Annotated in this window: 16 protein-coding genes and 1 pseudogene; 8 read left to right on the top strand and 9 right to left on the bottom strand. The window is 21.4% G+C overall.

Annotated elements, in window-relative coordinates; genetic code table 4:
* The first annotated feature begins 164 nt into the window (after positions 1-164).
* The gene (locus AACL24_RS09150; protein WP_339046328.1) at positions 165-404 is read left to right on the top strand and encodes a hypothetical protein; all 240 of its coding nucleotides are present in this window, start codon (positions 165-167) and stop codon (positions 402-404) included.
* Here the strand turns inward: AACL24_RS09150 and AACL24_RS09145 are convergent, their stop codons facing one another.
* Complete coding sequence (locus AACL24_RS09145) at positions 405-1280, bottom strand: hypothetical protein (RefSeq protein ID WP_339046326.1); 876 nt, start codon at positions 1278-1280, stop codon at positions 405-407. It lies immediately after the preceding gene.
* A gap of 280 nt (positions 1281-1560) precedes the next feature.
* Between AACL24_RS09145 and AACL24_RS09140 the strand changes: the two genes are divergently transcribed.
* Positions 1561-1812 carry a helix-turn-helix domain-containing protein gene (locus AACL24_RS09140; RefSeq protein ID WP_339046324.1) on the top strand — a complete coding sequence of 84 codons (252 nt, stop codon included), beginning with the start codon at positions 1561-1563 and terminating at the stop codon, positions 1810-1812.
* Between the two features lie 177 nt (positions 1813-1989).
* Here AACL24_RS09140 and AACL24_RS09135 read toward each other — a convergent pair.
* A protein-coding gene (locus AACL24_RS09135; protein ID WP_339045885.1) for an IS5 family transposase occupies positions 1990-2819 on the bottom strand; the annotation gives its coding sequence in 2 pieces (ribosomal slippage) (positions 1990-2423 and positions 2423-2819; 831 coding nt in all).
* 89 nt (positions 2820-2908) lie between these two features.
* Here AACL24_RS09135 and AACL24_RS09130 point away from each other — a divergent pair.
* From AACL24_RS09130 to AACL24_RS15575, 3 genes and pseudogenes are all read left to right on the top strand, one after another.
* Positions 2909-3706, top strand: coding sequence for an IS3 family transposase (locus AACL24_RS09130; protein WP_339046322.1), 798 nt, complete (start codon positions 2909-2911; stop codon positions 3704-3706).
* 73 nt (positions 3707-3779) lie between these two features.
* Positions 3780-4607, top strand: a pseudogene (locus AACL24_RS09125) (IS5 family transposase).
* Positions 4608-4791: 184 nt separating this feature from the next.
* Entirely contained in the window at positions 4792-4953 is a 162-nt protein-coding gene (locus AACL24_RS15575) for an IS3 family transposase (RefSeq protein WP_422398091.1), read from the top strand.
* 14 nt (positions 4954-4967) lie between these two features.
* On the opposite strand, the gene AACL24_RS09120 is transcribed toward AACL24_RS15575, so the two are convergent.
* From AACL24_RS09120 to AACL24_RS09090, 7 genes are all read right to left on the bottom strand, one after another.
* Entirely contained in the window at positions 4968-6104 is a 1137-nt protein-coding gene (locus AACL24_RS09120; protein ID WP_339046320.1) for a hypothetical protein, read from the bottom strand.
* Between the two features lie 248 nt (positions 6105-6352).
* Positions 6353-6757, bottom strand: a complete 405-nt coding sequence (gene nusB / locus AACL24_RS09115) for a transcription antitermination factor NusB (protein ID WP_339046318.1) — start codon at positions 6755-6757, stop codon at positions 6353-6355.
* Positions 6723-7091: a hypothetical protein gene (locus tag AACL24_RS09110; protein ID WP_252320429.1), complete on the bottom strand. Its 369-nt coding sequence runs from the start codon at positions 7089-7091 to the stop codon at positions 6723-6725. Before AACL24_RS09110 ends, nusB begins: the two co-directional genes overlap by 35 nt.
* Positions 7092-7105: 14 nt before the next feature.
* A complete protein-coding gene (gene efp / locus AACL24_RS09105; protein ID WP_339046316.1) occupies positions 7106-7669 on the bottom strand; it encodes an elongation factor P in 564 nt (187 codons plus the stop codon).
* Positions 7670-7671: 2 nt separating this feature from the next.
* Positions 7672-8748: an aminopeptidase P family protein gene (locus AACL24_RS09100; protein ID WP_339046314.1), complete on the bottom strand. Its 1077-nt coding sequence runs from the start codon at positions 8746-8748 to the stop codon at positions 7672-7674.
* Between the two features lie 83 nt (positions 8749-8831).
* A complete protein-coding gene (rpmG, locus tag AACL24_RS09095) occupies positions 8832-8981 on the bottom strand; it encodes a 50S ribosomal protein L33 (protein ID WP_174481164.1) in 150 nt (49 codons plus the stop codon).
* Positions 8982-9524: 543 nt separating this feature from the next.
* Positions 9525-10700 carry an Mbov_0401 family ICE element transposase-like protein gene (locus AACL24_RS09090; RefSeq protein WP_339046312.1) on the bottom strand — a complete coding sequence of 392 codons (1176 nt, stop codon included), beginning with the start codon at positions 10698-10700 and terminating at the stop codon, positions 9525-9527.
* A 222-nt stretch (positions 10701-10922) separates the two neighbouring features.
* Between AACL24_RS09090 and AACL24_RS09085 the strand changes: the two genes are divergently transcribed.
* The 3 genes from AACL24_RS09085 (at position 10923) to AACL24_RS09075 (ending at position 11851) form a co-directional block, all read left to right on the top strand.
* Positions 10923-11207: a hypothetical protein gene (locus tag AACL24_RS09085; RefSeq protein ID WP_339046310.1), complete on the top strand. Its 285-nt coding sequence runs from the start codon at positions 10923-10925 to the stop codon at positions 11205-11207.
* Complete coding sequence (locus AACL24_RS09080) at positions 11200-11517, top strand: hypothetical protein (protein ID WP_339046308.1); 318 nt, start codon at positions 11200-11202, stop codon at positions 11515-11517. Before AACL24_RS09085 ends, AACL24_RS09080 begins: the two co-directional genes overlap by 8 nt.
* A 169-nt stretch (positions 11518-11686) precedes the next feature.
* Positions 11687-11851 carry a hypothetical protein gene (locus tag AACL24_RS09075; protein ID WP_339046306.1) on the top strand — a complete coding sequence of 55 codons (165 nt, stop codon included), beginning with the start codon at positions 11687-11689 and terminating at the stop codon, positions 11849-11851.
* The last annotated feature ends 108 nt before the right edge of the window (positions 11852-11959 follow it).

The raw sequence follows: 11959 nt of genomic DNA, 5'->3' as shown, positions 1-11959 counted from the left end.
CATACTTGTAAAAATAATCAAAAATAGTACAATTTTAAAGTAAAATAAAGGAAAAAAGGAGTAATTTAATATGAAAACATGAATAAAAACAAATTTAAGTAAAATAACATTAGCATTAGCACTAACTGGTGCTACAACTGGAACAATAGGATTAATCATGGGGGGTGCTTACCCATAATGTTAGTGGAGTTAAATATTTTTTAACTCCACATAAACAAGTTGAATGAGGTGTTCAAAAAATATGAATGTCTGATATTCATGGTATTTCAGTCGATATAAAAAATGAATTTAAAATTTATTTTTCTGATACTCCTGAAAAAACAGAATTTTATAATAGTGGAAATACTCTTGAAAGAATAGATATATCATGAGATGGTAATTATCCTGATGGATATTTTTGATAATTAAAGTTCAATATTTATATAAGAAATATTTTCGTTATATTTATCAAATAGATTAATATTTTTTAAATTTATTTCTTGCTTATCAGTTATTAAAATTAAATCATAATTACCAGCACCAAATATTCCACTAATTTCAATACGATTTAAATTATTAATTGCTTTTTTAATTTGTAAATCAAATTCATTATTGTTATCAATTTGTAATATTTCTTCATAAAATTCTAATTTAGAAAATAATTGAGATTTATTTGAACCATATAAGTTTAAAGTATTCTCAAGTTTATTTTTATTAATAATTAATCGTGTAAAATATTTACCATATTCTCCATTTGCTAGTGTTCAATCAGCAGGAACTAATGATGGAATATTATTACTTTCTAATTCATTTGTAATAGATAATCAATTAAATTGATTATCATCAAGTTTAAATAATTCATTTTGACTAATATCATTATTTTTTAATTTAATATTATTCTTATCTGAAAAATCAAAATATTCAGATTTTAATATAACTTTTATATCTTTAAATTGTCAAATATCATTTTTACTGGGTTTTATTCGACTTGATTTTAGTTCAAAATAATAAGGTAATAATATTTTATTATCATCATTCAAACCTTTATTTATTGATAAAGTTGAATAAATATATTTTGATAACATAATAAATACTTGTTTAAATATTTTAACTTGTTGCAAATTTATATAATTTGGATAATCTAACTCTCATTGTTTAAATAAATTAGTAATTATTTCGTCAGGTTTTTGCCCCGAAAATGTATCACGTAATTCTCCTATTTTATTTTTAGGTTTTCCTGTTTTTTCATCATATTCTGCACCTTCAAAATTTCTATTGTAATTATATGTATAACTTAACATGTTTAATAATAATTGTTGTAAACTATCATTTTTTGGTGCATCTTGTATTTCAATTGCAATATCTTTAAATCTATTATTAGTTGCAAGATAAACATATCATCCTTCATTACTAAAAGATAAAACTTTTTTATCTTCTAAATGTATTTCGTTTTAATGGTCAATCACCAGTTCAAATAGAACCTAATTCTCAACCTAATCAAACTGAACATCTAGAATAAAGTAGACACAGAATTGTAACCTTTGTGTTAAAAATACTTTAAGGAAGGTGTTAATTTTTTTTATGGCTAAATGACTATCAAAAGAAGAAAAGTTAAAAATAATAAAAATAAGTAAAATTAAAACGATTGATAAAACTGCATTAGAATATGGTATTGGCCGATCATCAATAAAAGAATGAATTAAAGCATACAAATTATTAGGTGAAGAAGGTTTAGAATATGGCAATGGAATTCGTCCTAAAAAAACCAAAAGAACAGGTCGAACCAAATCTTTAAATTTTAATGAAATGACAAAACAAGAATTAATTCAATAGACTTCTTGCAAAACTATGATATTAATCACATTTTTTAAGTTTAAAAATTTATTTTAATAACACTTTTAATATTTTTTAAAAATTATTGTTCAAAATATGTTTTATTTTTTGTCATTAAAATACAACAAAAATTATTATTTCAAATAAAAAAATAAAATATTAAATTATCAAATATATTTAAATTAATAATTGTAAATTATAAATTGAAGCTATTAAATTAAATCTTAATGCAAATTTTTTTCTTCTATTTCGATATTTTTCACTAATAATTTTAAATTTTTTAAGAATCGCAAAAACATGTTCAATAACAACTCTCATTTTTGAAATAGCCTTATTATTTTTCTTTTCTTCTTTAGTTAAAGGGTTTTTCTTTGATTTTCGTTTAGGTAATAAGACATTTTTATGTATGTTTTGTATACCTTGATATCCTAAATCTACTAAAATAGTTGTTTCTGATAAAAATTTCGTTTTTGAATTTTTTAAAATTTTAAAATCATGATTTTTACCATAAGAAAAATAAGAACTTATAATTTTTTTACTATCTTTTTCAATTATGACTTGAGTTTTTATTGTATGTTTTTTCTTTTTTCCTGAATAATATTGTTTTTGACTTTTTTTGGGCGTTGAATAGTACTTTCAGTCACATCAATGATAACTGTTTTATCTTTAAAATTATTATTTAACAGTGATTTTTGCCCATCAAGTTGTTGAAAATCAGGATGTTTTATTAAAGTATTTTCTATTCACTTGATATTCCTATAGCAACTACTTTCACTAATTCCATAACTTTTAGCAATATGAAAATAAGTTCGATACTCTCTTCAATATTCTAAAGTCATTAATAAACGATTTTCTAATGATAATTTATTAGGTGTACCACCATTTTTAAACTTTTTTACTTCTTCTGTCTTTAAAATTTCTAGAATTTTATTAAAAATAATATCATTTATACCAGTTAATCTTAATAATTCTGGATTGTTAATAGTTTTTAATTTATCAAACATCATAGATTACCTATCTTTTTTATTTTTAATTTTATTTTAAAAATTAAATTTTTAATAGATAGGTTTTGCAAGAAGTCTAATATATTGAGGTAATGAACGATATAAAAAAGTATTTAGAAAAATCGACAAAAAAGAAGAAATATTTTCTGATTTTCTCCTTGAAGAAAAAATATCAGATTAGTTATTTATGTTGATTTTTAAAGGTTTCAAAATCAGGATATTACAAATGAATTAAAAACGGAATGAATGAATTTAATAAATGAGATAAATTTTTAGCTAATATAATTAAAAATATTTTTTATGAATTTAAAGAAATTTATGGTTATAAAATGATAACTTTATTAATTAACAAAATTTATAATTTAAAATTAAAATTTCATGTTGTATATAGATATATGAGAAATATGGGTTTAAAAGCTAAGGTTCGCATAAAGAAATTTGATTATAAAACTAAATCAGGAAGTTTAAGATATGATAATTTATTAAATCGTGATTTTTCAACTACTGATTTAAATCAAAAATTAGGTACTGATATAACTTATTTATTGACTAATGGTAAAACATATTATTTATCAATTGTTAAAGATTTTCATAATAATGAAATATTAGATTATAAAATAAGCGCAAGTTTAGATATGACATTTGTTGTCCAAAACATTATTCAAGCTTGAGTTAATGCTCAAAAACCTACTTCATGAATTTTACAATCAGACCAAGGATTTCATTATACAAATCCTTCTTATAAAACCTTATGTGACGAATTAAAAATAAAAATTTCGATGTCTAGAAGAGGTAATTCTTGTGATAATGGTGCTACTGAATCTTGATTTGGAACAATGAAAACAGAATTTCTATATCAAATTCTAAGAAAAAACAGAACTATTGAATAGACTTCTTGCAAAACCTATCTATTAAAAATTTAATTTTTAAAATAAAATTAAAAATAAAAAAGATAGGTAATCTATGATGTTTGATAAATTAAAAACTATTAACAATCCAGAATTATTAAGATTAACTGGTATAAATGATATTATTTTTAATAAAATTCTAGAAATTTTAAAGACAGAAGAAGTAAAAAAGTTTAAAAATGGTGGTACACCTAATAAATTATCATTAGAAAATCGTTTATTAATGACTTTAGAATATTGAAGAGAGTATCGAACTTATTTTCATATTGCTAAAAGTTATGGAATTAGTGAAAGTAGTTGCTATAGGAATATCAAGTGAATAGAAAATACTTTAATAAAACATCCTGATTTTCAACAACTTGATGGGCAAAAATCACTGTTAAATAATAATTTAAAGATAAAACAGTTATCATTGATGTGACTGAAAGTACTATTCAACGCCCAAAAAAAGTCAAAAACAATATTATTCAGGAAAAAAGAAAAAACATACAATAAAAACTCAAGTCATAATTGAAAAAGATAGTAAAAAATTATAAGTTCTTATTTTTCTTATGGTAAAAATCATGATTTTAAAATTTTAAAAAATTCAAAAACGAAATTTTTATCAGAAACAACTATTTTAGTAGATTTAGGATATCAAGGTATACAAAACATACATAAAAATGTCTTATTACCTAAACGAAAATCAAAGAAAAACCCTTTAACTAAAGAAGAAAAGAAAAATAATAAGGCTATTTCAAAAATGAGAGTTGTTATTGAACATGTTTTTGCGATTCTTAAAAAATTTAAAATTATTAGTGAAAAATATCGAAATAGAAGAAAAAAATTTGCATTAAGATTTAATTTAATAGCTTCAATTTATAATTTACAATTATTAATTTAAATATATTTGATAATTTAATATTTTATTTTTTTATTTGAAATAATAATTTTTGTTGTATTTTAATGACAAAAAATAAAACATATTTTGAACAATAATTTTTAAAAAATATTAAAAGTGTTATTAAAATAAATTTTTAAACTTAAAAAATGTGATTAATATCATAGTTTTGCAAGAAGTCTAATGAATAAAAGAAAATTTACCCAAATATATTTACTTTTATAATAACGATAGACCTCAAACAAAATTAAAAGGAATGAGTCCAATCGAATATCGATTAGCTCATTCCAAATCAACAAATAATTACTTCATATCTACAAATTTAACACTTACAAACACTATTTTATAAAATTTAATAAAAGGTTACTTTAATTGTCCACTTTTCTTGACAAATTCAATACTTTGTTGTAAAATATAAGATAATGTAGAAAAAATTTTCGCAAAATTATTTATTAAATTTTGACTAAAACAACAACTTCCAAATATTTTAGCATCTTCTTCTTCCACTGATTTAGAAAGTACTTCAATATCACTGCCATCATCATCTTCATTAAAAGTACTATCGCTACTTGAAGATGTTATTGTAATTTCTTCTTCTGGTATATCTGATAATTGTCTTTCAAAATTGATACTGCTTGACTTTGAATATATTTTTAGATTATCATTTTCTTGTTCTAATTCAGAAAGTACTTCAATATCACTGCCATCATCATCTTCATTAAAAGTACTATCGCTACTTGAAGATGTTATTGTAATTTCTTCTTCTGGTATATCTGATAATTGTCTTTCAAAATTGATACTGCTTGACTTTGAATATATTTTTAGATTATCATTTTCTTGTTCTAATTCAGAAAGTACTTCAATATCACTGCCATCATCACTATTATATCCAGAAGAATTTTGTTCTAATGAAGAATCATTATTAATAGGAACTACTATTTTTTTTGCTATTTGATTTTTTAAATTATCTAACTGTTGAAAAAATTCTTTATTAATTTTAATTAATCGATTGTTAACAAAAAATAAGTTTTTTAAAAGAATATTAGTTTTTTTAATAATTTTTAATTTTTTAATTTTTAACAATTTAATAATATTTTTATTATTATTTATCCTTTGTTTCAAACATTCTCTATTAATTTTTATTTCTTTAATTTGCTTATCAATATTTTTATTTTTATAATATTTAAAAATACCAAAAGTAAATACATTTAAAAAAGTTAGTTTTCAATTTTTTTGGTTTTTTTGTTTTTCTAGAACTTTAATATTTTTTTCTAATACTTTAATTTCTCCAATTAATTTTATATTTTTATCTTCTTCATCAAATATTTGTCCAGTTAATTCATTGATTTCTTCATCTAATGTAAAAAATTCCTCCTCTTTGATTAATGAAATATTCAATTTTAATTCTGTATTTTTTTTATCAATATAAGATATTTTTTCATCTAATTCTTTAATTTCTTTATCTAATATTAAAAAAGATTCTTCTTTAGTTAATGGCATATATACTTCTCCTTTTTAAAAACAAAAGAACCCATTTGCTTTAAAAAAACAATGGGTAAAAACTTATATTAAGTTTATTAAAGTATATTATACTTTATTTTTTTATTTTTTAACTATTAATTTTTAAAAAATAGTTATATTGAACAAAAATATTGGATTATAAAATAAAAAACTATCTTTAAAATAATATAATATATTTATATTAGAAATATAGTTATTAACTAAATTCAATCATATACTAGTTATAATTACTTATTTATTTTATCTAAAACACCATTAATGTATTTATAAGCATCATTTGGACAATAAGCTTTAGTTATAATAATAGCTTCATTAATAATAATTTTTTTATCTGTTTTAGTATGGACAATTTCATACACTGCTAAAATTAAAATTGCTTGTTCAATTGGTTTTAAATTTTCAAAATCTCATCCTTGTTTTAAATTATTATTGATTAAATCTATTAAATCATATTCATAATCAATTATTTTATTTAATATCTCGCATTGTTCAGTAATTAAACTCTTACCTTCTTCTTCAAAAAGAAATTGTTTAAACGCTTGTTGTGATTGGCCTTCAAGGAAATATTGATATAATACTTCCATCATGCCAATTCTTTTATGATGCTGGGTTATCTTCTTTTGTTCTTGCATTGTTGATTTCTACTTCCTTAGTTTGAGCAATAAATATTATATGAATATTTAATAAAAATAAATTTAAAGCTGATTCAGTACGTCTTAAAATTAAATTATTAATTTTATTTTTTAAATTTACTAAATCTTCATTTGGATTAACAATTAATTTTATTCGCACAACAATATTATTATTAATAGCAGTAATATCATTTGTTTCTAACATTAGAACTTCAACATCTTCTAATGTTAATTGATAGTTATCATTAATTAATAACATATAAATAAATTTTTTAATAACTAACGAAGATAATTTTAATGTTCCAACTTTACTTTCTTCAATAAGTATTTCCATAATATTCACCTTTCTTAAGCGCGAGTTTTGTATTTCCCTTCATCTGTACTTACTACAATTTTATCACCATTATTAATAAACATTGGTACTTGTAATTGTAAACCAGTTTCTAAAATAGCTGTTTTTGTCGTATTAGAAACACTATTTCCCTTTACTCCTGGTGGAGCATCAACAACCGCTAATACTACCGAAGGAGGTAAATCAATACCTAATATTTCTAAATTTTTATAAACCCTTAATGATACTTCATTAGCAGGAACTAAAAAATTTTTTTCTCATGATAAGCGTGATTGATCAATCCTAATTTCATTATAATCTTCATTATCCATAAAAACTGAATACATACCATCATCATAACTATAAATTGCTGGTCGTTTATCAATAATAGCTGGATAAACTGTATCACCACCAGTAAAAGTAATACTAATAATAGCTTGTGTTCTTAAATTTTTTGCTTTTACTTTCACATGCGCTTGTCCACGTCCACTTTTAGAATGTGCTGATTCAATAACTATTAAAATATCAGTTTTATTATGTAAAAAAGTAATTCCTGGTTTAAAATCATTAACGTTAATCATTTTTATTTTTTATCCTTTCAAATATCAATTTCACGAGATGATTTTGTTAAAATTTGATAACCATCTTTGGTAACTAAAATATCATCTTCAATTCTAACACCACCTAAATTAGGAATATAAATACCTGGTTCAACAGTAATAACCATTCCCGGAACTAAAATAGTAGATTCATTTTTAATAACTCAAGGTGATTCATGAATTTCAATACCAAGTCCATGACCAGTACCATGAGTAAAATATTGTTCATAACCCTTTTCTTTAATATATTCTCTACAAATCTTATCAATTTCACCAATAGCTATACCCGGCTTTACAGCCTTAATTCCTGCCATTTGTGCTGACTTAACTATTTCATGAATTTCAATTAATTTTGGATTAACTTTACCAATCGCAAAAGTTCTAGTCATATCTGAACAAAAACCTTCATATACACAACCAAAATCACAAGTAATTAACTCATTATTGCCAATTTTTTTATTACTGGCTTTACCATGAGGCATTGCTCCTCTTTCTCCAGAAGCAACAATAGTATCAAATGATGCTTTTGTTGCACCATTTTTAACAAATGAACGTAATATTATATCTTCAACATCTTTTTCACTAACACCAGGTCGGATAAAGTTTAAAACTTCATTAAAAGCCAAATCAGCAATAGCACAAGCTTTTGCAATTCGTGCAATTTCGATTTCATCTTTAATCATTCTTAGTGAACTAACATAAATTGGAACAAATTGAATATCTTTAATTTCTTGCTTTCAACTTTCTAGTTGAGCAATAGTAATATATTCTGCTTCAAAACCAATTTTTTTAATTTTTTGTGATTTTAATAAATCTTTCAATGAAGAAAAAATATTACTAAATTGAATGCATTTAACATTTTTGGCATTTTCTTTTCCCTCAGTAATATATCTTCCATCTAATAATAAATTTGCATCATTTTTGCTAATCAATAAATAACCTAACGTTGAAATAAAATCACTATATCAAAAGCGATTTTCTGGAGAATAAAATAACATAGCATCTATTTTATTTTTGGTTAATATTGTTTCAATAATTTCTTTTTTATTTAAATTTTTCATTTTAAATTCAATCCTTTTAATAAATCATTAATTAATAACTAAGTATATTGTACTGCAAATTAAAGAAAAGAAATAAGTAAAACTTATTTCTTTTCTTTATGTAGTGTATGTTGATTACAACGAGAACAATGTTTTTTTGTTTCTAATTTTTCAGGCTTAGTTTTTTTATTACGATCAGCAATATAATTTTCTTCTTTGCAAACTTCACATCTTAAAGTTAATCCATCACGCATTGTGCGCCTCCTTAATAATAATTGAGTTATATACAATACAATATTATTGCATAATTAAATAGTTAGTTCAATTAAATAAAGGAATTATTTTTAAACTTCCTTATATGAAAAAATGTTACTAATATTAAAAATAAAAAATATCAGTAACTAGGTAATTATTTAAATAATATTATTTAAAACACTTGATATCAATATAAGTCATCAGTTTTATACTGTGTAAAAATACTAACTGTTTTATTATATCTATTAATTTCGCCATTCATTCCATCAGGAATACTTTTAGTATTAACTTCTAAATTCTCAATTTTGTTTATATTTGCATCAATATTAAGAACATAATTTGTATTATTTTAATGGACGTATGAGATTAACCCTTAGAATTATGAGTAACATTAACAATATAACTGCAAATTCTATGATTTGTTATTTAAATTATAACATATATTTTAAAAATATTAAAAAATATAATTACAAAATTACATTTAAACAAAACAAAAATTCTAATATTAAAATTAGGTTTTAAAAATATTAAGTTTCAACTTATTAAGTACTATTTATATAACTTCTAGCATTTAAATAATTTGCTTTTGCTATTAACATATTATTTAATGTTTGATAATTATATATTTTTGCTCCATTAGTTAAAGATTTTAAAAAATGATAAACATCACTTTCAGCAGAACAACCAATATTTCAACTAGCATTTTGATTTACAATACCATGAGCATTATTTTTAAAATAATTATAAGTTTTTTCATTAACATTAGGTTTTAAAAAAGAAAGTAATTGATTACAATCACCACTTGAAAAAGTAGTAGCACCTTCAATATATTTAGTTCAATCATGAGTTTCTTTTTTCTTACCACGAACTCCAACAAAAGATTTTCATAAATAATTTAAAGCATGAAACTTATCTAAAATATAATAACATCCCAATCAACTTGCCATTGCTTTAATTCATAATGCACCATCACCAGCAACTACTAAATTATAATTATGATATTCTCATTGAACACCTAATATATTTAAATTAATATCATAATGATTAAGAATAGTTTGTGTTGTAAAATTATATAATTGTTCTTGATTTAAACCATTACCAGATTTAAATAATAAAAATGCAGTTATTTTCTTATCTAATTTATTTCTATATGAATAAATTTCTTTTTTTCCTAAATTAAAAGTTAAAATTCTACAACAATATTGCTGTTTTAAACCATTTTCATCTCAACAAGTAATAAAAGCATCATCTGCACATATATTTAATTTTTGATTATCTAATACTTTAAATTTTTCTTCTGGTATTCATTTTGCAATTTTTGCATTTTTAAAAATTCTTGAAATAAGATTTTTAGAAAAAGAAGTATATTTAAATTCTGATTGAATATTAAAATAACCCTTTTTACTTATTAAATTTTCAATTAAATTATCTAATATATCAAAATATAAATCATTAGTAATTCTTGCTCTTTTTTTAATACCAAATTCTTCATAAATTGGATAATAAGTTTTTTTATTTATTTTATCTCAATAAACTCTTTGTCTAAAAGTTCCTATTCCAATGGGAGTATTTACTGTTCTATTACATGTTCAAGCAACTTTATATTGATTTTTATCTCTATTTAGAAAAAAATATTCATCAAAAACCTGTATTTTTTGAAAATATTTTGCTAAAATATCAGTGATTTCAGATTTTAGAAATTCTTTAAAACTAAACATTTTTTAACACCTTTCTATTTATTTTTTAACTCCAAGTATTCTATCAAATTTATTAAAATATTGTTGAAAAATGTTTGGTTTTAGAGTATAATATTAAAGAACGATAAAATAAACTGCAAATTCTATTTACGTTTAAAAGATAACTAATAAAAGTTATCTTTTCTTTTTTAATAAAATAATGTACAATAAAGAAAAATATAAATAGAAAAGGAAAATAAAAAAATGCTAGAAAGAACATTATGGATATTATTAATAATAGTAGTAGAGATGACATGAATTTTATTAATACATTATGGAATTAAATATTGTAATAATGATAAAATTTTTGGTATTTTTTTGATAACAATTCCATTGCCTATAATAGGTACTTTTATTGGTTGCATGATTATATATAAATCACAACATCCCGAATATAAATTTTGAAAAATTTTAGAAAATAAAATTAAGAAAATATTTAAATTTAAAAAAATAAAAAATAAAATTAAAAATGGAATTCCTAATGTATAAAAATATTATTAAAATAGATAAAAAAAGTGATATTAACAAAAAATGACCAAATTTTAATAATAAAATTAAGAGTTATAAATTAGTTTTAAAAAATAAAGAATATAATTTATTTTTTGCCTATGGTGAAATTATTAAATTAAATAATATAGAACTGGATATAAGTGAAATACAAAAATATGGAGGTTGGGGTCTTGCTTTAAAAGGATTAGTAAGAGAACATTGATTAAGAGATATTGAAAATAAAACAGAAGAAGAAATATTAAAAGATAAAGAAAAATTATTTAAAAAAGGAATAAATGGTAAAAAATAGCATTATACTGCTATTTTTTGTTATAATTATATTATAAAAATTAAATAAAAAAATATATGAAGTAATTAATAAAGTTAATAAGTTATTACGAGCGAAGTCTAACTTAAAGATTATATTAATTATAGCATAAATTTTTTTGTTTTTAAAGCATATGAAAGGAGATTTTTATGTGCAAGAAGAAAAAATAAAAATAAGAACAATTTTTAATGATGCAAAAGTCTTAAAACAAGAATTAGTAAATTATTTTACTCATTGTAATGATAATAAAGAAGTTCCTACTAAGTTAGGTATGTTAATTTATTTAGATATAACTGAAAATACTTTAAAAAAATAAAAAGAAAAAAAGAGAAATACTTTTTTACAACAAATTAATTGAGCGCATTCTCAAATTGAACACTTAAATTTACAAAGATATTTAAAGTCACACTCTTCTAATTCTTCA

It is taken from the genome of Spiroplasma endosymbiont of Colias croceus, from assembly GCF_964020095.1.
Taxonomy (GTDB): domain Bacteria; phylum Bacillota_I; class Bacilli_A; order Mycoplasmatales; family VBWQ01; genus Spiroplasma_E.
Note: the sequence above shows the minus strand (reverse complement) of the source record. Positions and strands in the feature narration are given on the sequence as shown.